Genomic DNA, 21,690 nt, shown 5'->3' on the forward strand with positions numbered 1-21,690 from the left:
GCGTAACTAAACACGCTCCGCGATCTCGTGGATGAGGTAGTCGGTCTTTTCCCAGCCCAGGCACGGGTCGGTAATCGACTTGCCAAAGACGCCGCCGTCAACCGGCTGGTTGCCGTCCTCAAGGTAGGACTCGATCATAAAGCCCTTGACCAGCTTGGAGATGGACTCGTTGCGGCGGCAGCTGTCGAGCACCTCCTTGCAGATGCGGTACTGCTCCAGCGGGCGCTTACCTGAGTTGTCGTGGTTGCAGTCGATGACCGCCGCCGGGTTGGCGTAACCGGCATGCTCGGTGTAGCGCTCAGCCAAGCGCTCGAGGTGCTCGTAGTGGTAGTTGGGGTAGGTGCGACCGTCGAGACCGATGTAGCCACGCATGACGGCGTGTGCGAGCGGGTTGCCATCGCACTCGACTTCCCAGTTACGGAAGATGAAGCTCTGGTGCGCCTGCGCGGCGTAAATGGAGTTGAGCATTACGGTGGTAGAGCCGGCGGTGGGGTTCTTCATGCCCACAGGCACCGAAATGCCGCTCGATACCAGGCGATGCTCCTGGTTCTCAACCGAGCGCGCACCCACGGCGACATAGCTCAGCAGGTCGATGAGGTACTGGTAGTTCGACGGGTAGAGCATCTCATCGGCGGTAAAGAAGCCGGTCTCCTCGATGACACGCAGGTGCATGTGGCGGATGGCCTTAACGCCTTCGAGCAGGTCATCGGGCGCCTCGGGGTCGGGGTTGTGCAGCAGGCCCTTGTAGCCGGTGCCCTTGGTGCGCGGCTTGTTGGTGTAAACACGCGGGATGATGATGAGCTTGTCCTTGACCTCCTCGGCGGTTTTGGCCAGGCGGTTCATGTACTCGAGCACCGAGTCCTCGCGATCGGCAGAGCACGGGCCAATGATGAGCACCTTGCGTGCGTCCTCGCCGGTAAAGACCTTGGCGACCTCGGCGTCAAATGCCTGCTTTTTGGCGGTAAGCTCGGCGGAAAGCGGCATTTCCTCGCGGATCTCCATGGGGATCGGCAGCCTGCGTTTGAATTCCATGGCCATACGGGGCCTCCTTTATCAATTAACGGCAACAATTGGCGAATTCTCGAATGCTCGGCATTATCCGCTGTCGCACGCTAAAGTGCAAGCGAAACCTACCGAAAAGGGACAGGTTTATTTCGGTCGGTTTTATCTGGGGAAATGTCGGCACTCGCCGGAAGGGGGGGCCGGCGTACGACATGCTGGAGCAAGTTGGATCTTCTGCGGCATACCCCGTGGACAAAAAATGGCAAATATGAGTACTGTCGCTATCTTAGTATCATATCGACCTTATAAGATATTAGACACAACAGTAAATATGTTCATTAACGTTGGCACGCAGAAGCATGCTACCGGGCGTTTTGATCAATTTGAAGGCATATCTAGGCCGCAAAGACGTCGTTTGGGGCAGTTTTGGCTGTTACTAAAAAGGTGACAGTACTCATATTTGCCATTTTTTGCCCACGGGGTCTTGAGGGAGAGCGTCAATCAGGTTCCAGGGGAGGCGTTTCGAGGCCCAAAGGACACAAAACGGGGGCGCAGGTTGTCCTGCGCCCCCGTTCTCGGGCGTTATTCGTTCCCTACGGCAGAATTTACGCCGCTTCGTCGAACTGCGAGTTGTACAGGTCGGCGTAGAAGCCGCCTTGGGCGAGCAGCTCATCGTGCGTGCCCTTCTCGACGATGTCGCCGTCGCGAATTACCAAGATCACGTCGGCGTTGCGGATCGTGGACAGGCGGTGCGCGATGACAAAGCTGGTGCGGCCCTGCATCAGCGCATCCATGGCGCGCTGAATGAGCTCCTCGGTGCGGGTATCCACGTTGGAGGTCGCCTCGTCCAGAATCAGCGCCGGGCGGTCGGCCAAAATGGCGCGAGCGATGGTCACGAGCTGGCGCTGGCCCTGCGACAGGTTCGTGCCTTCCTCATTGATCATAAAGTCGTAGCCGCCGGCGAGCGTATGGATAAAGTGATCGCAGCGCGCTGCGCGTGCAGCTGCCTCGACCTCGGCATCGCTCGCGTCGGGGCGTCCGTAGCGGATGTTCTCGCGGATGGTGCCGTTAAACAGCCAGGTATCCTGCAGCACCATGGCAAACTCGCCGCGAAGTGCCGCGCGGTCCCAGTCGCGCACGTCGATGCCCTCGACGCGTAGCGAACCGTCGTCCACATCGTAGAAACGCTGTAGCAGCTTGATGAGCGTGGTCTTTCCAGCGCCGGTGGGACCGACGATGGCGATGGTCTGGCCGGGCTGCGCCTCGCAGCTAAAGTCGTGGATGATGGTCTTGTCCGGCGTGTAGCCAAACTTGACATGGTCAAACTCCACGTGGCCAGGGCGCTTCTCGGGGATCTGTGCGTCGACCTTCTGCTCCTCCTCGGGCGCTGCCAAGAACTCAAAGACGCGCTCGGTGGCGGCGGCCATCGACTGCATCGTGTTGCTCACGTTGCCCAGCTGCTGCACGGGTTGCGTAAAGTTGCGAACGTACTGGATAAAGCTCTGAATATCGCCAGGCGTGGCATTGCCGGTCAGCGCGAGCTGCGCACCCACCACGACGACGCCCACGTAGCCCATGTTGCCCACCAGGCTCATAAGCGGCATCATCAGGCCCGACAGGAACTGCGAGCGCCAGCCGCTAATAAAGAGACGGTCGTTCTCCTTATCGAACTCCTCGATCGAGGCCTCGGCGCGGTCGAACACCTGAATGACGTTCTGGCCGGCAAAGTCCTCCTCGATAATGCCGTTGACGGTGCCCAGGACCTGCTGCTGCTCGCGGAAGTACGGCTGCGAGAAGTGAATCATCACCATCAAGATAATCGCGGCGGCCGGCAGCGTGAGCACGGTGACGCCGGTGAGCGGCAGGCTGATCGACAGCATCATGACGAGTACGCCGATAATCTGCGTGATGGACGTGATGAGCTGCGTCACGCTCTGGTTGAGCGACTGGCCGAGCGTATCGACGTCGTTGGTAATGCGGCTGAGCACGTCGCCCTTGCTGTGGCCGTTGAAGTAGCTCATCGGTACGACGGCGATCTTGGCGGCGATCTCCTTGCGCATGCGGTAGCAGATCTTTTGCGTAACGCCGGTCATGAGCCAGCCCTGGATCAGGCTGCAGGCAGAGCTCGCCAGGTACAGGCAGAGCAAAAAGCCGAGCGTCTTGGCGATCCAGTTAAAGTCGACATCGCCGGTACCGTTGACCTTGGCAACCAGGCCTTCGAACAGCTTGGTCGTAACCTGGCCGAGCACCTTGGGCCCCACAATGTTAAAGATGACCGAGCACACGGCAAAGGCGACGGCGGCAAACACGGCAACCTTGTGTTGGCCGATATAGCCGAGCAGCTGCCGAATGGTGCCCTTAAAGTCCTTGGCCTTTTCGCCGCGGCCCATGCTGCCCATACGACCCATGGGGCCACGCTGGCGGGTGGGTTTGGGAATCTGAGTCTTGGTCTCGTCTGCCATTATCGCTCGCCTCCTTCCATAACAGCTGCAATCTCTTCTTGGGTAAGCCCCAGTTCCTCGGCAGAAAGCTGCGACTGTGCGATCTCCAAGTACGCCGGGCAGTTGTGCAACAGCTCCTCGTGCGTGCCGGTGCCCACCACGTGGCCGTCATCGAGCACGATGATCTGGTCGGCGTGCATGATGGTCGCGATGCGCTGGGCCACGACCACGAGCGCAGCGTCAGTGACGTTTTTGGCAAGCTCCTCGCGCAGGCGCGCGTCGGTCTTGTAGTCGAGGGCGCTAAACGAATCATCGAACACTACGACCTCGGGCTTTTTGGCCAGGGCGCGGGCGATGGCCAGACGCTGGCGCTGACCGCCCGAGACATTGGAGCCGCCCTGGCTGATGGGGGAGTCGTAACCGCCCTCGCGCTCGGCGATAAAGTCCTCGGCCTGGGCGATGCATGCGGCCTGGCGCATATCCTCGTCGCTCACCATGTCGCCGGCAAACTTGAGGTTGCTCTCGACGGTGCCCGAGAACAGACGACCCTGCTGCGGGATGTAACCGATGCGACGGCGCAGCTCGGAAAGGGTCATATCGCGCACGTCGATACCGTCGAGCGAAATGCTGCCGCCCGTCACGTCGTACAGGCGCGGAATCAGCTGCACGAGCGTGGACTTGCCCGAGCCCGTGGAGCCAATGATGCCGAGCATCTGGCCGGCGTGCGTGGTGAAGTTCACGCCGCTGATGACATCGGCGCGGGCATCGGGGTATTGGAAGCTCACGTCGCGGAAGCACAACTCGCCGCGCGGTGCGCTGGCTGCGGGCAGCTTGGGCGAGACGGGGTCGTTGATGCTCGTGGGGCAGGTGATGACCTCTTCCACGCGCTCGGCTGCGACCTCGGCGCGGGGCAGGATGACCGAAACCATGGTGAGGATCATAAACGCCATGACGATCTGCATGGTGTAGGAGATAAACGCCATCATGTTGCCGACCTGCATCACGCCGTCGGACACGCCTTGTGCGCCAAACCAGACGATAAGCACGGTGATGCAGTTCATGACGAGCATCATGAGCGGCATCATAAAGCTCATGGCGCGGTTGGTGTAGAGCTGCGTGGTCATCAGATCGAGCGATGCCTTGTCAAAACGCTCGAGCTCGTGCTCCTCGCGGTTAAACGAGCGGATGGGCATAAGGCCGTCGAGCAGCTCGCGCGCGGTAAGGTTCACGCGGTCCACAAAGCTCTGCATCTTTTTGAACTTGGGCATGGTGAGGCCCATGAGCACGCCGACGACGGCCGAGACCGCGATGATGGCCACGGCGATGGTCCATTCCAGGCCGGTGTGGTTGGCCAGGACGCGCATAACCGCGACGATGCCCATGACGGGCGCCATGAGGCACATGCGGATGAACAGGGTCGCCGCCATCTGGATCTGCTGAATGTCGTTGGTGCAGCGGGTGATGAGCGAGGCCTGGCTAAACTTGCCCACCTCGGCCGGCGAAAAGTGCATGACCTTGTTGAAGGTCTCGCGGCGCAGGTCGCGGGCGATGGAGCAAGCAGTGCGCGAGGCCACGGCGCCGGTCAGGATGGTGGCGACAAGCGACACCAAGCACAGGCCAAACATCGTGGTCGCCATACGGCCCAGGTAGGAGTTCTGCACGTCGGCGGGGTCGATACCCTGTGCCTTGTACTCGTCCTGCACGTAGGTCACGGCGCGCTGCGTGACGATGGAACCCGACATGGAGCCCATTTTGTCCGCCATCTCGTTAGCACCTTCGACGAGCTTGCTTTGGTCTACCAGACCGCCCTCGATGCCCAGACGTAGGCTCTTCATGGTGATCTTACCGCCGTCGGCATCAATCTGCTTTTGCATGTTCTGTGCCGCTGCGGCCTTCTGCTGCATTTCGGCGAGCTGCTCGGGCGTCATCGCCGCCATCTGCTCGGGGGAGGGCATGGCCTGGGCGGTGCTGTTGTCTTGTTCGTTGGACGTGCCCATCATGTCGCCCATGGAGCCAGCGTCGATGCCCTGGTTGAGCGAAAGGACGACGGTCTCGGGCAGGCTCATAATGTCAGCAATCTTGCCGCCATCGGCGCGCTCATCCTCTGTTCCCTTGTACGTTCGAATGCCGTTCTTGTTCGCCTTGCTAAACACGGCCTCCACAGCCTTGGCATCCTTGGCGCTCATAAAGAGCTTGAGGTCATCGAGCGATTCGGCGCGAATGGTGTCGGGTACGGGCGAGGCGATGCCGCCTTGCTGCACGCCCACATCGACGATGTCACTCATATACGTAGGTAGCGCTAGGTCGGCATTGCAGCTGATTACGATAAGTACGATAGCTGTGAACAGTGCCAGAATATGCTTTTTAAAGAGCTTGAGAATCCTCACTCGGCATCTCTCCTTTCGTGATTGCGGTCGATAATTTCGTTGGCGCGTCTAAGAAGGCGCACCATCTCTTGGGTATCTGTTTCGCCGAGCTGCTCGAGGAAAGCCGCGGTGCGGTTCTCGAATTCCCGACGTTTGATTTCGAGATCCTGGAATCCCTTGTCGGTCACCGTGACGTGTACGCGACGACGGTCGGTCTTTGAGTGCTCGCGCTCGACCCAGCCCTTGGCTTCGAGAGCGCGCAGGATATTGGCGATGCGGGCGCTCGAGACCCAGGCACGATCAGCGAGTTCGCTCGGTGTGAGCGAACCACCAGCGAGCATGAGGGCGCGCATGACGGCCATTTCGCCGCTCAGGGCCTGGTCGGCAAAGCGCGAAATGCGCTGATGCATGCTGCCAAACTCGGTAAAGAGCCGACGCCCAAGCTCATGGAAATCGGTATCTTCCACCGAAAACCCCTAACACTAGAAACTATTTTCGGTGGAAGATGATACCCACATACGCGGGCCTCATGCGGTGAGCAATATAAAGAGCGCATAAAGACTTAAAATCATTCAATTGATGAAGCGTCTCAAAGAATTATCATGCACGCGGTTAGGCGAGGGGTTGTCACCACCATGACGATTGGGACTCAAGTAACGCCACGCGCGATGCTCCAACTTCCCGCAAGGAGACACCTGAATCAAGGGGGTTGGAGTCATGGCATTTGACTTCACGGGCAAAACCGCGATCGTTACCGGCGGCACTCAGGGCATTGGCCTCGAGATTGCCAAGGGTATCGTTGCGGGCGGCGGACACGTCGCGCTCATCGCAAGGAACGCTACAAAGGGCGAGGCCGCGGTGGCCGAGCTTGGAGAGGGCAACAAGTTCTACCAGCTCGATGTCGCCGATGCGTCCAAGGCGCGCGAGACCGTCGAGCAGATCTTCGCGGATCTGCCCCAGACCAACATTCTGATCAACTGCGCCGGTGTCATCAGCACCAAAAAGTTCGACGAGATCGACGACACCGAATGGCGCCGCACCATCGACATCAACCTCAACGGCACCTTTACCATGATGAATGCCGTGTACCCGCACTTTAAGGCGGCCCACACCGGCACCATCGTCAACGTGAGCTCTGTGGCCGGCAAGATCGGCGGCGGCCTGCTCGGCACTGCTGCCTACGCAAGCTCCAAGGCCGGTGTCAACGGCCTAACCAAGGCGGTCGCCAAGGAAGGCGGTAAGTTCGGCATCCGCTGCAACGCCGTGTGCCCGTCGCTTACCCTTACCGACATGACCTCGATTCTCTCTGATGAGAACTCTCAGCGCATCATCAACGGTATTCCCCTGGGCCGCGCTGCCCAGGCTAGCGAGCCTGCACAGATGGTGCTGTTCTTTGCTTCCGACCTCGCCAGCTTCGTGAACGGCGAGATCGGCGACTGCGACGGCGGCATCGTTCTGGACGGGTAATACCCCGCGGCGATAATTCGGCGACGGCTCCTGCGACTCGGGACCGTCGCCTTCTTTCTGACTCAGGAGCGTGTGGCCGCGTGTCACACGCATCAAAAGGAGATATAAATGAGTGAATCGACTGCGGTGGAGGCGCCGGCAACAAAAGAGCCGTTCTTTAAGATGTCCTCCATCCCGGGCGCCAATATCCTGGTGCCGCTTTTTTTGGGTTGCCTGCTCAACACGCTGTTCCCCGACCTGTTTAAAACGCTCGGCAGCTTTACGCTCGGTATGACCCAGCAGGGCGCCGGCCCGCTTGTGGGCGCTTTTTTGCTCATCGTCGGTACGACGATTTCGTTTAAGAGCGCTCCTGCTGCCGCTGCCCGCGGTGCCATTATCATTGCCGTCAAGCAGATCGTGGTTGTCGCCGTGTCGCTGCTCATCCTTTATGTGTTCAACGACAACCTGTTTGGCATCTCGGCCATGGTGATGCTGGCCGCTTGCACGGGTGCCAACAACGCTATGTACGCTGGATTGATGGGCACCATGGGCAACGAGGCCGAGCGTGGCGCCGTCGCCATCACTACGCTGGTTGTCGGCCCTCCGGTCACGATGATCGTGCTCGGCGCCGCCGGCCAGGCTCCGATCGGCTGGTCGCTCGTGGGCGCCATCCTGCCGATCGTCGTCGGCATTATTCTGGGTAACCTCTTCCCGAGCTTTAAGAAGATGATGGCACCGGCACTTTCCGCCATCATCGTGCTCGTCTTCTTTGCCATGGGCTCGACCATGACTTTTGGTCAGCTTATCAACGGCGGTCTTCCCGGCATTCTGCTCGGCGTGATCTGCTCGGTGGTCTTCGCTGTCCCCGTTGTTGCGGTCGATAAGCTTACCGGTGGCACCGGTGTCGCAGGTGCGGCAATCTCCAGCTGCGCCGGAGCCAATGTGGCCACGCCTGCTGCCATGGCTAGCGTCAACGAGGCCATGTACGGCGGTGCGGTGCTCGCGACGGCTACGGCTCAGGTTGCAGCCTGCGCTATCGTGACGGCCATTTTGACCCCGCTGGTCACCAGCTGGTGCTACAAGCATTTTCAGGGCCAGCAGAGCAACAGCAAGGCAGCGACCGGCAGCGCCGCCTCAGCCGCTTAATGCCAAGCGGCAATCAAAGCTAAAAAACTAGCCACGCCACAGGGCGGCCGCGGGGAAAATCCCGTGGCCGCCCTTCAGTTTCTGAAGGGTCTCTAGGACACTTTACCCTGCTAAAGCTGGCATAACAGCTAGAGTGAAGGACGTATAAAGGCAAGGGGAAATATCAAACAATTCGGTGAACGGTAGCTGATGACGCGTGCGTTTCCTGCGGATTTGTCAAAAAAGGACTAATGGTATAAAAAAAGGAACATATAACAGCCCTGATGAAGGGGGTGGCTATGTTATCCTTCACAGACGGGTGAAATCTTGGGTTTAGGGTTGCAAGACCAAGGTGAATAAACGTTTTTCCCTGCGCTAACGCGCGATGAAAGGCGAATGAAGCCGGTCATGCAGGTCGAATATTCAAGAATTCAATAAGCAGCGGTGTGAGAGCGCCGCATAATACGTAACTAGGAGCGTGGTTACACAATGCAGGAGGCATGGGAAGGCTTCAAGGAAGGCATCTGGACGGGAGAGGTTGACGTCCGAGACTTCATCCAGAAGAACTACACCCCCTACGAGGGCGACGAGTCGTTCCTCGCCGGCCCGACCGAGCGTACCAAGGAGCTGTGGGGCGAGGTTCTCGACCTGCTGCTCAAGGAGCGCGAGCAGGGCGGCGTCCTCGATATGGACACCAAGACCGTCACGGGTATCGTGAGCCATCCCGCTGGCTACATCGATAACGCCCATCGTGAGAAGGAGACCATCGTCGGCCTCCAGACCGACAAGCCGCTCAAGCGCGCGTTGCACGTCAACGGCGGTATCCGCATCGCTTGCCAGGCTGCTAGCCAGCACGGCTACAAGATCGACGAGAACGTTGTCGAGCGCTACACCTTCGAGCGCAAGACCCACAACGCGGGCGTCTTCGATGTCTACACCCCCGAGATGCGCGCTTGCCGTTCGGCCCACATCATCACCGGTCTGCCCGATGGCTATGGCCGCGGCCGCATCATCGGCGACTACCGTCGTGTCGCCCTGTACGGTGTCGACTACCTGATCAAGGACAAGGAGGCCCAGAAGGCTTCCACCCCGACGGTCATGACTGCCGACAACATCCGCGATCGTGAGGAGCTGCAGGAGCAGATCCGTGCCCTCGGCGAGCTCAAGATGATGGCCGAGACCTATGGTTTCGATATCTCCAAGCCTGCTACCAACACGCAGGAGGCCATCCAGTGGATGTACTTCGCCTACCTCGCTGCCGTCAAGGAGCAGAACGGCGCCGCTATGTCCATCGGCCGTACCTCCACGTTCATCGACATTTACGCTGAGCGCGACCTTGCCAACGGCACCTTCACCGAGGAGCAGATCCAGGAGTTCGTGGATCACTTCATCATGAAGCTCCGCATGGTCAAGTTTGCCCGTACCCCCGAGTACCAGGCCCTGTTTACCGGCGATCCGCAGTGGGTCACCGAGTCCATCGGCGGCATGGGTGTCGACGGCCGTACGCTCGTTACCAAGATGAGCTACCGCTACCTGCACACGCTCGAGAACATGGGCACCAGCCCCGAGCCCAACATGACCGTTCTGTGGTCGACCCGTCTGCCCGAGAACTTCAAGAAGTTCTGCGCCAAGACTTCTGTCGCCAGCTCCTCGATTCAATACGAGAACGACGACCTCATGCGCGTCTACCACGGCGATGACTACGGCATTGCCTGCTGCGTGTCCTCCATGCGCATCGGCAAGGAGATGCAGTTCTTCGGCGCCCGCGCCAACCTGGCCAAGTGCCTGCTCTACGCGCTCAACGGCGGTGTTGACGAGGTCTCCAAGAAGCAGGTCGGCCCCAAGTACCGCGCCGTCGAGGGCGACACGCTCGATTACGATGACGTTGTGGCAAAGTACAACGACATGATGAAGTGGCTCGCTGGTGTGTACGTCAACTCGCTGAACATCATTCACTACATGCACGACAAGTATTGCTACGAGCGTATCCAGATGGCTCTGCACGACAAGCACGTGCACCGCTGGTTCGCTACGGGCATCGCTGGCCTTTCCGTCGTGGCTGACTCCCTGTCCGCCATCAAGTACGCCAAGGTCCACCCCGTCCGTGACGAGAATGGCATCATCGTCGACTTCGAGACCGAGGGCGAGTTCCCCAAGTACGGTAACGACGACGACCGCGTCGACCAGATCGCTCACGACGTTGTGCACCAGTTCATGGAGTACATCCGCATGAACGACACCTACCGCAACTCCGTGCCCACGACCTCGGTTCTGACCATTACTTCCAACGTCGTGTACGGCAAGAAGACCGGTTCTACGCCTGATGGCCGCAAGGCTGGCCAGCCCTTCGCCCCGGGTGCTAACCCCATGCACAAGCGCGATAGCCTCGGCGCCATCGCCTCGCTGTCTTCGGTTTCCAAGCTCCCGTTCCGCGATGCTCAGGACGGCATCTCCAACACCTTCTCCATCATCCCGGGTGCGCTCGGCAAGGAGGACCAGGTGTTCTTTGGCGATATCGACCTTGATCAGCTAGGCGAGTAACTATTGTTAGTGCTATACTAACAATAACGATTACTGATTGGCGCGCCGGTTTCGGCCGGCGCCTATCAATCGAAGGAGACACATTATGAAGGTTTCTGAAGTTTCCGAGACTCAGGCCGATAACCTGGTCCACATGCTCGACGCTTACGCCGAGAAGGGTGGCCACCACCTGAACATCAACGTCTTTAACCGTGAGACGCTGCTCGACGCTCAGGCTCACCCCGAGAAGTATCCGCAGCTGACCATCCGCGTTTCCGGCTACGCCGTGAACTTCCACACGCTCACCAAGGAGCAGCAGGACGAGGTCATTTCGCGTACCTTCCACAACAAGTTCTAAAGGGACTCAACTCCCACCGGAGACCCGGCAAGGCCTACGCACTTTGCCTCTCAAACGTCCTCGCCGCTTCGCGGCTGCGGAATGTTTGCGAGACAAAGTGCTCCCGGCCTTGCCGGGTCTCCTGCGTTGTCGCCCTTTAGGGAACCACGCTAAATCAAAATTGGTGTCCTCGGACATGCAAAGAGGCTCGCTGCGCACTTCGTGCGGCGAGCCTCTTTGCGTCCTGCGGAATATTTTGGGAGGTAGCCCAAACAGCCTTGGCTGGGTCCTGTGTAGTCACCCTTTAGGCGGAACTCTCCTAATTATTTGGATGAGTCGTTTACTTACTTGTACTGTTACCGTCTTCCCGCTCTTGTTGGGGTATGCTTTGTTCGTATGTAAACGTATGACATGTTGATGGGGGAGGGTGCTATGGCTCGCGAGAGTGCTCGTTCTAAGGATACGGCTAAGCCTGGCATCAAGGAAGTTGCGGCGGTGGCGGGGGTTTCGCCTACTACGGTATCTCGCGTGCTTAATAATCGCGGCTATATTAGCCAAGAGACCCGCGATAAGGTCCATGCCGCGATGAAGCGCATCAACTATACGCCCAACGATATCGCCCGTGCCATGCTCAACGGTCGCCTGAATCTTATCGGTATGATCGTCCCCTATGTCAGCAGTCCGTTTCATGCCCAAGTGGTTCAAGTCATTGAGCATACCCTGGCCGAAAACGGTTTTAAGATGCTGCTGTGCAATAGCGCCAATCGACCCGAGCTTGAGCGCTCTTATATCGACATGCTTCGACGCAATATGGTTGATGGCGTCATCGTCAACTCGCTTAATATCGGTGCCGAGGCGTATGCCGAGATGGGTTTGAGTCTGGTTGGTATCGACTGCGACCTTGGCGAGGCCTCTGTTCAGATTGCGAGCGACAGCTATAGTATCGGCGAACTTGCCACGCGTCGCCTGATCGATGACGGGTGTTCGCGCATCCTGTGCCTGCGCAGCAATAGCCGCATGCGCATGCCTGCCAATAAGCGTACCGATGCCTACCTCGATGTTGTTGAGCAGGCCGGTTTGCCCGCGCTTGTCCGTGAGGTCGAGTTCGTTAAGCCCGACGACGAAAAGAGCGCGGTCGTTGCGAAGATCCTCGATGAGAACCCCGATATTGACGGCATCTTTGCGGGAGACGACACGATGGCGGCTATCTGTCTTAACGTGATGAAGCAGCGCGGCTTGAGCGCTCCGGGCGATATTAAGGTCGTGGGCGCGGATGGTGCCCGCCGCACTATGACGTTTATGCCTGACTTAACAACCGTTCGCCAAGATATCGATCGCATCGGAGAGCTCGCGGCGCAATCCATCATTGCTCTTATTAACGGCGAAAAGCCCGAATCGAATATCAAGCTCCCCGTTGAACTCATTGAGGGTAAAACCGCGTAGTTCATCCCGTGCCAAAAGAATTCCTCAAACACCTCTGATGACCGTTCGCCGGCATATGTCAACCGTTTGCCGACGACTGGAACTGCGAAAAGACGTATTGGTGTGAAAACGTTTGACATATGAAAACGATTGACATATCTTGCAGTTGTACCGAGTTAGTATCTCGTGAGAAAGGAAGTCTCGGATGCACAAGGTGTATTACCAGCCTGAGGGAATTTGGGTAGGCGACATCATGCCGTACGGCGAGGACGGCACGTTCTATCTCTATCATCAGCGTGACACGCGAAACCCCGGACCTTTCGGAGAGCCGTTTGGCTGGGCACTCGCGACAACCAAGGACTTCGTCAATTACAAAGACTTTGGCGAGAGCCTTGAGCGTGGCGGCGACGAGGAAGTCGACCAGTATGTTTATGCCGGCACGGTGTTTAAGGTGGGCGACAAGTACCATGCGCTCTACACTGGTTGCAATCGCGATAAGGTCAAGGCACGCTTGATGAAGCAGGTTCTTCTTCACGCAACGAGTGACGACGCCGTCAAGTGGGAGAAGAACATCGCCGAGACGCTGCTTCCGCCCCAGGAGGGTTACGATGACCGCAACTGGCGCGATCCCTTTGTGCTTTGGGATGAGGAGAACGAAGAGTACATGCTCATCCTCGGCACGCGTGTGGGCGAGGACAAGCGTCTGATGACCGGTCGTCTGGTCAAGTTCACCTCCAAGGACCTGGATACCTGGGAGTTCCAGGGCGACTGGTGGAATCCGGGCCTGTACACCATGTTCGAGATGCCTGATCTCTTTAAGATGGGCGACTGGTGGTATCTGGTGTTCTCCGAGTACAGTGATGGCAACAAGACCCGTTACCGCATGTCTCGCTCTATCAACGGTCCTTGGATCACTCCTGCGGACGATTCCTTCGATGGCCGCGCGTACTATGCCGCGCGTACCGCATTTGACGGCGAGCGCCGCGTTCTCTTTGGTTGGGTTCCTACGCGTGACGAGGGCGGCGACCCCAGCTCTTACCTGTGGGGTGGCACCTTTATGCCCCTCGAGATCGTTCAGCGTGCCGACGGAACGCTCGGCACCAAGCTTCCTGACAGCATGCTTGGCGCCTTTGGCGAGGCTAAGGCAGTCGAGGCCTTTGAGCTCTCCTGCGAGTCGGGCAAGGTCGAGCAGGTGCTCGCCGCGGATGCCGGTTCCACCTATATGCTCGATGCCGACATCGAGCTCGCCGGTGACGCTGCCGGCTTCTCGGTGAAGCTTGCCGAGGACGCCGAGTCCGGTCTTGCCTATGAGTTCCGCGCCAACCTGCGTGAGGGCAAGCTCGAGTTTACGGCGGCCCCCCAGTATCCGTGGTTCCAGGTCAACAACATGGGCCTCGAGCGTCCGTTGTTCTTTAAGGGCGAGGGCACTCATCATGTGCGCCTGGTCGTTGACGACGATATCGCGACCATCTTTGTCGATGATGTTGCGCTTAACGCTCGATTCTGCAATAAGCAGGGCCAGGGTGTGGCGCTGACGGTCACCGACGGTACGCTTAAGTGCGCAAATGCAACGATCGCGTCTCTGTAATGGCATCAAAACGTCTTATGATTTCGTAAGGGAATGGAGAGGAACATGGACTACAAAGTAGTGTCTCAGCAAGTCGTCGATAACGTCGGCGGTCTGGAGAACATCGAGGGCGCCACGCATTGCGTTACGCGTCTGCGTCTGGTGCTCAAGGATACGAGCAAGTACAACAAGGCCGAGCTCGAGAACATCGATGGCGTCAAGGGCGTGCTGTACAACAGCGGCCAGCTCATGATCATCTTCGGTACCGGTACCGTCAACAAGGTTTACGATGAGTTTATGGCTCTGACGGGCGTTAAGGAGATCAGCGCTTCCGAGGTCAAGGGCGCCGAGGCGGACAAGAAGGGCAAGTTCTTCTCGGTCCTCAAGGTATTCTCGGACATCTTTATCCCCATCATTCCCGCTTTCGTCGGCGCTGCTATCATCATCGGCCTTAAGTCGCTGATCGTTGCCAACGGCCTCTTTGGCATGGAGGGCAGCCTCGCCGATCACAGCGAGTTCCTCAAGAACCTCGCAAGCTTCTTTGCCATTATCGCCACCACCTTCGACTACCTACCTGTCCTGGTTATGTACAGCGCGGTCAAGCGTTTTGGCGGTAACCCGATCCTGGGCATCCTCGTCGGTATCGTCATGGTTCACCCGAGCCTTATGAACCGTAACACGTTCGTTATGGACCCGACGGGTGCTGAGTACTGGAACTTCGGTCCGCTCTCCATTCCCATGGTTGCTTTCCAGGGCGGCGTGTTCCCTGCAATCCTGACTGCCTGGTTTATGGCCAAGGTCGAGAAGATTGCCCAGAAGTACATCCCCGAGGTCGTTTCGTTCGTCTTTGTTCCGACCGTTACCCTGATTCTTGCTAACGTCGCCCTGTTCACCGTGTTCGGCCCGCTCGGCAACCTGATCGGCGACGTCCTCGCCGGCGTAATCGATATCCTGTACAACAGGATGGGCGTCTTCGGTGCCTTTGTCTTTGCCGCATTCCTGCAGCCGCTCGTCGTTACCGGTACGCATCAGTTCATCCAGGGTATCGAGGCAAACCTCGTTGCCACGACTGGCTTCAACTACATCCAGGCAATCTGGTCGGTTTCCATCATCGCCCAGGGCGGCGGCGCCATCGGCATGTACCTCATTCACAAGAAGCATTCCAAAGAGCGCAACATCTGCATGTCGTCCTTTATCCCGACGCTGGTCGGTATCTCCGAGCCCGCAATCTTTGCTGCAAACATGCGCTACTCGATCATCCCGTTCATCTGCGCTTGCATCGGTGCAGGCTGCGGCGGTGCCTTCGTGAAGCTCTTTGAGGTGCGCGCCATCGGTCAGGGTCTGACCGGCGTGCTTGGCCTGCTCATCGTTACGCCCGAGACGCTCGTGTGGTATGTGGCTGGCAATCTCATCGCCTTCATCGTGCCGATCGTCTTGATCTTTGCCTACAACAAGGCAAAGGGCGTGCCGACCACCGATGAAGAGGGCGCTGGCGCTGGCTTCGACGTTAGCTTCTAGTTGAGCCGTTCAGCGTAATGTGCGGATAAGTCCATTTGGGGAAGGGCGTTCGGCTCGTGTGAGTCGAGCGTCCTTTCCTATAGACGAGAAGGTCAATGGCGATGTTTAATCAAAAAAACAAGGTGATGCGTGCGGACTATGAGCAGTGGCGTGCCGGACAGGATGAGACGGCGGCTCGCATCGCGTCCGACCCCGATAGGCTTTTGTTCCATGTGGAGCCTGAGCTTGGCTGGCTCAACGACCCCAATGGTTTGGTTCAGATTGGTGATACGTATCACATCTATCATCAATACGATCCGTTCGATGCTGCGCATGGCGGTCCAGTGCTTTGGAACCATCTGGCGACAAAGGATTTTGTGACGTACGAGAATCACGGTCCCGTGCTGTTCCCCGATTCCGATTTGGATTCGAGTGGAGCGTATTCTGGTTCTGCCTTTGTACGTGATGGCAAGATTCACTACTTCTATACCGGCAACGTTAAGCATTTTGACCGTGATGATTACGACTACGTGTTGACGGGCCGTGAGCAAAACCAGATTCATATGGTTGCCGAGAATCCCGACGAATTGGGCGAGAAGCGCATAGCTGTTGGGCCGGTCGATTACCCCGACGATATCGGTACGCACGTGCGCGACCCCAAGATCCTTGAACACGACGGTATCTACTACATGGTTCTGGGCGCTCGTACGAAAGACGACCGTGGCTGCGTGCTTGTCTATACCTCGCGCAATCTTGAGGACTGGAGCTATGCGACGCGCATTGAGTTGGGCGAGAAGTTTGGCTTTATGTGGGAGTGCCCCGATCTGTTTGAGCTCGATGGCGAGCTTATTCTCGTTTGCTGTCCGCAGGGTGTGCCTGCCGATGGCTGGCGTTACCGCAATCCGCATCAGTGCGTGTGGTTCCCCATCGAGGCCGATTGGGAGGCGCCGAGCTTTAAAATCGTCGGGAAGGGCATGCCCCCGATGGTCGATGCCGGTTTTGATTTCTATGCCCCGCAGTCCTTTGAGGACGCTGCGGGTCGGCGTTTGATGATCGGATGGTCGGGTTGCCCCGATGCGACGACAGAAAGCCCGACGGCGGCGCGCGGGTGGCAGTGCGCGCTGACGATGCCGAGAGAGCTGAGCATGCGCGGCGGCAAGCTCTGCCAGTGGCCGGCGCACGAGATTGAGAGGATGCGCGGCGATTGCGTTCGTGCTGTAGGCGGTGAGACCGTTGAGGAGCCGGGACGCCTGTTTGATGTCGTGGTTTCCTGCGAGGGAGCCAAGATGATCGAGCTCGAAATCCGCAAGGGTGTCTTTGTGCGTTATACGGACGGGATGCTTGCCCTCGATATGGGCGACGAAGGCTATGGACGCGACCAGAGGTCGATCGAGCTCGGCGAACTTCGCGACCTGCGCGTGCTTTCGGACACTACGATGGTCGAGATTTTTGCCAACGGTGGCGAGGCGGCACTTACGAGCCGTACCTATTCGCCGGCGGTTCCGGCGATGGCGCTGAACGCCGAGGGTGCGGCGTCGATGGATTTCTACCGCCTCGCTCATTAACCGTGCATGGAGCACGATTGGACTTGTTGGGCGGAATGTGTCGCAGTTGCCGCGGCCAGCTACCGCTTATCGCGTATAGCGACCGTTTGCGGAATAAGTAACACTCCTTAATAAACCGTGTAGAATCTCAGATAAGCACGGAGTTTTCCAGGGAGACGCTGTCCTTTGTTGTGTGCAAGGGACGGCGTCTCTTTGGCGCTTGGAGGCCGTTCTACAGCAGGACGGTGGACGTGCGTCATATATTAAAAAACCAACGTCGAGATGGGTCGTGATAAGAATGGGCAAGTATGTAATCGTGGTTGAGTCTGGGTCGGATGTGACGCCAGAGCTCTGCGAGCGCTACGGCATCGTGCGCGTGCCCATGCATGTCACGATTGGTGACGAGACCGTCGAGGACGGCTCGATCGATCCGCTCGAGATTTATTCGCGCTGCAACGAGTTTGGTGTGATGCCCAAGACCAGTGGCTGTTCGCCAGCGGATTTTGCGTATGCGTACGACCGCATCCATGCCGAGCAACCCGACGCGACTATTTTGCATCTTGCATATTCCGAGGCCACGACCTGTTCGCATCAGTCCTCTAAGATTGCGGCTCAGGGGCGCGACTACGTGTTCTCCATGGACACGCGCTTTGTCTCGGTGGGCCAGTCGCTCGTTGTCGTCGAGACCGCCAAATACATCGAGGCTCACCCCGATGTCACCGTCGACGAAATCTTTGCATTTACGAACTCCGTCATGGACCGCGTGCTGCTGGGCTTTGTTCCTACGGACCTTGCCTTCCTTAAGGCGGGCGGTCGCTTGTCCAACGTCGCGTTCCTGGGCGCCCATCTGCTCAAGATTAAGCCCTGCATTGAGGTGACGGGTGGTAAGTTCGTGGCGACCAAGAAGTTCCGCGGCTCTATGCTCAAGTGCGCCCGTGCCTTTATTGATCACATGGTAGAGAAGGGCGAGATCGACTACTCGCATATTGGCCTGGCGTATTCGGTAGGCCTTTCCGAGGAATTGCGCGACGACATGGAAGTCTATGCGCACGGCCTGGGCTTTAAGGACGTTACCTGGACTCAGGTCGGCGGCGTCATCTCGAGCCATTGCGGCCCGACCGCCTTCGGCGCGGTGCTCACACTCAAGGCGTAAAGGCCTGGCGTCTATCGATTTCTATTGCCACGGCGGCGGGCGGGTTGCGATAACCCTCCCGCCGCTCTTGCGTGGGGTCAAATAGAACAATCCAATTGACCGCTAAACCATTTCACCATCATGCGTATGGGCTAGAATGGCTCTGGCATTTTAATTGGTTGCACCCAAGGAGAGGCAAGGTAGCGCGAATGGCAGAAATGACGCTTGAGGGTGTGGACGCTCGTCCCGAGGACTCTGCGTTTGCCCTTGGCCGCGTGCATTCAATCGAGACGATGGGAACGGTCGACGGACCCGGCATCCGCTTTGTGGTGTTTGTCCAAGGCTGTCCCATGCGCTGCGCGTATTGCCACAATCCCGATACCTGGTCGGTCAACGGCGGCACGATGGTGACCGTCGAGCACCTCATGGATGAGTTCCAGAGTAACCACGAGTTCTATCGCAGCGGCGGAATTACGGTGTCCGGCGGCGAGCCGCTCCTACAGCCTGAGTTTTTGGCCGACCTGTTCCGTGCAATGCACAACAACCCCGATGGCCGCGTGCATACCTGCTTGGACAGCTGCGGCTATGCGTTCGATCCCAACCACCCCGAGAAGTTCGATGCCGTTCTCAACGAGACCGACATGGTGCTGCTCGACATCAAGCATGCCGATCCGGCTGAGCATAAAAAGCTGACCGGTTGCGATCCCGCACGCATCTTGGCGTTTGGCGATGAGCTTGCACGTCGCAAGATCAAGGTCGTTATCCGCCACGTGGTGGTGCCCGGCATTACCGACACGGTGGAGGAGTGCGAGGCGCTCGGTCGTCTGATCGCTCCATGGCACAACGTGGTGGGCCTGGAAATGCTGCCGTATCACACCATGGGTGTCGCCAAGTACGAGCAACTGGGCATTCCCTATAAGCTTGAGGGCGTGCCCCAGATGGATACCGCGCGCATGCCCGAGCTGCGCAACGCCGTCATGACGGGCATGAAAAAGCGCCGCGCCGAACTCAAAAACGCCATCGGCTAGCGAGCCATTTTCGCTCCCCAAAGGCACTCATTGGGGACAGACTTAAATGAGTGCCCCTGGGCACCAAGTTGATTGCCAAAGAGCCCCGTCAAGTTGCGGTGGAATAGTTCTTGTTTTTCGGCTTATGCCGTCCAAACAGGAACTATTTCACCGCAACTGCGTTTTGGGTAGAGATGTGCAACAGAATTGGCAAAAATGCATAGAAACGCTTGTGGTTTCTATAAAGACACCTTAAACGCCACTGAATATCTTTGGAAAGAAATGCCTGCTCGGTATCATGCTGCTCGTATATAAACGGTAGCAGTCAGGAGACCACGTGCGAAACATCGCATCGCGGGACGAGTATGTGCCGCAGCATGGCAGCAGATATAAGACGAAGGACACGTCTTCGCGTGGCCTTGCCGACACTCGCATCCGCGTGAGGAAGATTGCCGCCATTGGGATGCTAACGTCGGCGGTTATTATCCTCGGAATTACCGCCAAAACCTACGCGTCGGAGCGAATGGCACACTCAGATGCGTCAACGGTACAGACGCAAAACAAAAAGGTCTCTGAATCTAAAGTCACCGCAAGTCAAACCCTGTCGACAGCGAACCTCAAGACGGGGCTTTCGAAGGCGGACTTTAACGATATTCCCTCAGGCGATACCGTGCAGACCTTCTCACTGGTTGATGACCAGATCCTCGCCCTGGAGGATGAGAACCTCGCCGCACTCCAGAATGCGCTTGACCAGGCGCAGGAGCTGGGCGATGTGGGCGTGGTGTTTTACGACCTGTCGGGCGGTAAGGGCGTGACGTATAACGCTGATGTCGAGGTGTACGGTGCGAGTAGCTACAAGGCACTCTATGCGTTGTACATTTGCGAATCTCTGGTCGAGACGGGCCAGGTTTCACTCGATGACTCCCTTGGCACCTATGGTGGCTACAACATGGGTTGGCAGACGGTACGCGACTTGATCGAGGCTGCGGTCGTTTATTCAGACAACGATTCGTTTATTGCGTTACGTGCGGCGTTTGACCGTGTCGGTTACGAGGATTGGATTGTCGGCCTTGGCATCGATTACGATACGGCACTGGATCCGATGAGTGATTTTCCGACCTACTGCCCGCGCACTTCTGCGAGGTTATGGCGTGAGATGAGCGAGTATCTGAGCATGGATACCGAGACTTCACAGTGGTTGTCGGGCCTTCTGGCATCAACATCGCGCTCGTTTATTCGCGATGGCATTGCGGACGAGCAGGTTTTGGTGCGCAACAAGGCAGGCTGGATTAGCGAGGATGGTTACTATTCGACATGCGATGCAGGCCTCATCGACATCGATGGCCGTACCTATGTCATGAGCGTCATGACATCGATGCCATGGAGTGACCGTTCGAGCGAGGTTACGGCTGCGATTGCAAAGGCTCTGTTTGATACGCGAGCTGCACTGGCTTAGCGTGTTCGTTTGGCGAGGTCAAACAAAATGCTGGTACCATACCTTGGTTGAGAATTTCGTATAGGTTTGGGGAATGGTATGGCTACCATCGCGATTATCGGTGCGCTCGAAAAAGAGATCATGCAGATTAAGGAAGAGCTGAGCGACGTTTGCGAGGCACGGGAGGCAGGCTTGACCGTTGTGAGTGGTGAGCTCGACGGCCTGACAGTTGTCGCCACAACGGCGGGCATGGGCACGGTGAACGCCGCCGCTGCAACACAGCACCTCATTAGCAAGTATGTTCCGCAGGCTGTTGTGTTTTCGGGCATTGCGGGCGGTTTGAACCCCAAGCTCCATATCGACGACGTGGTCATTGGCAAACGCCTACGCTATCTGGATACCGATACCGCGCTTATCGCCGAGTCCGCACCGGGGCTCGAGGAGTTTGTCTCGACGCCGGCGTTGGCTGATGTTGCCGCCGCCGTGCTTGCCGAGCATGGGTTTGTGGACGAATCGCTGGATGTGGCGGCTGCGGAGAAGGACCCCAAGCAGTTCCTGTGTGGCACTATCGCCACGGGTGACCGCTTTGTTACGGGTGACGCCATGCGTAACGCTGCGATTGAGGCCACGCATGCCGATTGCGTCGAGATGGAGGGCGCGGCAATTGCGCACATCGCGGCCAAGAATGGTGTCGATTGCCTGGTGCTGCGCGCTATCAGCGATAATTGCGACGAGGCATATGACGCGTTTTGCGAGCGCGAGTTCGATCTGGATGAGTACGCTCGCACCGCGAGCGGCATCACGCTTGACATCGTTCGTCGTATCGCCGCCGCGCAATAGCACGCCCGT

At 58.0% G+C, this 21,690-nt stretch carries 16 protein-coding genes; 12 read left to right on the top strand and 4 right to left on the bottom strand.

Going from position 1 to position 21,690, the window contains the following annotated elements; translation table 11 throughout:
- Positions 1 to 6: 6 nt before the first annotated feature.
- The 4 genes from DXD94_RS05310 to DXD94_RS05325 all read right to left on the bottom strand — a co-directional run bounded on the left by DXD94_RS05310 (position 7) and on the right by DXD94_RS05325 (position 6,276).
- Complete coding sequence (locus tag DXD94_RS05310; RefSeq protein ID WP_117763448.1) at positions 7 to 1,038, bottom strand: 3-deoxy-7-phosphoheptulonate synthase; 1,032 nt, start codon at positions 1,036 to 1,038, stop codon at positions 7 to 9.
- A 569-nt stretch (positions 1,039 to 1,607) separates the two neighbouring features.
- Positions 1,608 to 3,464 (bottom strand): ABC transporter ATP-binding protein, encoded by a 1,857-nt coding sequence (locus DXD94_RS05315; protein ID WP_117743242.1) that lies wholly within the window; start codon positions 3,462 to 3,464, stop codon positions 1,608 to 1,610.
- Complete coding sequence (locus DXD94_RS05320; RefSeq protein WP_117763449.1) at positions 3,464 to 5,830, bottom strand: ABC transporter ATP-binding protein; 2,367 nt, start codon at positions 5,828 to 5,830, stop codon at positions 3,464 to 3,466. The genes DXD94_RS05315 and DXD94_RS05320 overlap by 1 nt, the downstream gene beginning before the upstream one ends.
- A complete protein-coding gene (locus tag DXD94_RS05325) occupies positions 5,827 to 6,276 on the bottom strand; it encodes a MarR family winged helix-turn-helix transcriptional regulator (RefSeq protein WP_117763450.1) in 450 nt (149 codons plus the stop codon). The genes DXD94_RS05320 and DXD94_RS05325 overlap by 4 nt, the downstream gene beginning before the upstream one ends.
- A 250-nt stretch (positions 6,277 to 6,526) precedes the next feature.
- On the opposite strand from DXD94_RS05325, the gene DXD94_RS05330 reads away from it, so the two are divergent.
- The 12 genes from DXD94_RS05330 (at position 6,527) to mtnN (ending at position 21,681) form a co-directional block, all read left to right on the top strand.
- Positions 6,527 to 7,276, top strand: coding sequence for an SDR family NAD(P)-dependent oxidoreductase (locus DXD94_RS05330; protein ID WP_117763451.1), 750 nt, complete (start codon positions 6,527 to 6,529; stop codon positions 7,274 to 7,276).
- Positions 7,277 to 7,384: 108 nt separating this feature from the next.
- Positions 7,385 to 8,401 (top strand): 2-keto-3-deoxygluconate permease, encoded by a 1,017-nt coding sequence (locus tag DXD94_RS05335; protein ID WP_117735727.1) that lies wholly within the window; start codon positions 7,385 to 7,387, stop codon positions 8,399 to 8,401.
- A gap of 468 nt (positions 8,402 to 8,869) precedes the next feature.
- Complete coding sequence (gene pflB, locus DXD94_RS05340; protein ID WP_117735726.1) at positions 8,870 to 10,921, top strand: formate C-acetyltransferase; 2,052 nt, start codon at positions 8,870 to 8,872, stop codon at positions 10,919 to 10,921.
- Positions 10,922 to 11,006: 85 nt separating this feature from the next.
- A complete protein-coding gene (gene grcA3 / locus DXD94_RS05345; protein ID WP_055252439.1) occupies positions 11,007 to 11,258 on the top strand; it encodes an autonomous glycyl radical cofactor GrcA3 in 252 nt (83 codons plus the stop codon).
- A 411-nt stretch (positions 11,259 to 11,669) separates the two neighbouring features.
- Entirely contained in the window at positions 11,670 to 12,680 is a 1,011-nt protein-coding gene (locus tag DXD94_RS05350) for a LacI family DNA-binding transcriptional regulator (RefSeq protein WP_225093894.1), read from the top strand.
- Between the two features lie 184 nt (positions 12,681 to 12,864).
- Complete coding sequence (locus tag DXD94_RS05355; RefSeq protein ID WP_117743236.1) at positions 12,865 to 14,247, top strand: family 43 glycosylhydrolase; 1,383 nt, start codon at positions 12,865 to 12,867, stop codon at positions 14,245 to 14,247.
- A 45-nt stretch (positions 14,248 to 14,292) separates the two neighbouring features.
- Positions 14,293 to 15,744 (top strand): PTS transporter subunit EIIC, encoded by a 1,452-nt coding sequence (locus tag DXD94_RS05360; RefSeq protein ID WP_040358954.1) that lies wholly within the window; start codon positions 14,293 to 14,295, stop codon positions 15,742 to 15,744.
- 101 nt (positions 15,745 to 15,845) lie between these two features.
- Entirely contained in the window at positions 15,846 to 17,288 is a 1,443-nt protein-coding gene (locus tag DXD94_RS05365) for a glycoside hydrolase family 32 protein (RefSeq protein WP_158553143.1), read from the top strand.
- Between the two features lie 277 nt (positions 17,289 to 17,565).
- Positions 17,566 to 18,420 (top strand): DegV family protein, encoded by an 855-nt coding sequence (locus tag DXD94_RS05370; RefSeq protein WP_117763453.1) that lies wholly within the window; start codon positions 17,566 to 17,568, stop codon positions 18,418 to 18,420.
- Between the two features lie 188 nt (positions 18,421 to 18,608).
- Positions 18,609 to 19,427: a pyruvate formate-lyase-activating protein gene (pflA, locus tag DXD94_RS05375; protein ID WP_117635676.1), complete on the top strand. Its 819-nt coding sequence runs from the start codon at positions 18,609 to 18,611 to the stop codon at positions 19,425 to 19,427.
- 316 nt (positions 19,428 to 19,743) lie between these two features.
- Complete coding sequence (locus tag DXD94_RS05380; protein ID WP_117763454.1) at positions 19,744 to 20,862, top strand: serine hydrolase; 1,119 nt, start codon at positions 19,744 to 19,746, stop codon at positions 20,860 to 20,862.
- Positions 20,863 to 20,940: 78 nt separating this feature from the next.
- Entirely contained in the window at positions 20,941 to 21,681 is a 741-nt protein-coding gene (gene mtnN, locus DXD94_RS05385) for a 5'-methylthioadenosine/S-adenosylhomocysteine nucleosidase (RefSeq protein WP_117763455.1), read from the top strand.
- Positions 21,682 to 21,690: the final 9 nt, after the last annotated feature.

The sequence above is a fragment of the Collinsella sp. TM10-22 genome, from assembly GCF_003466125.1.
In the GTDB taxonomy this organism is placed as follows: Bacteria; Actinomycetota; Coriobacteriia; order Coriobacteriales; family Coriobacteriaceae; genus Collinsella.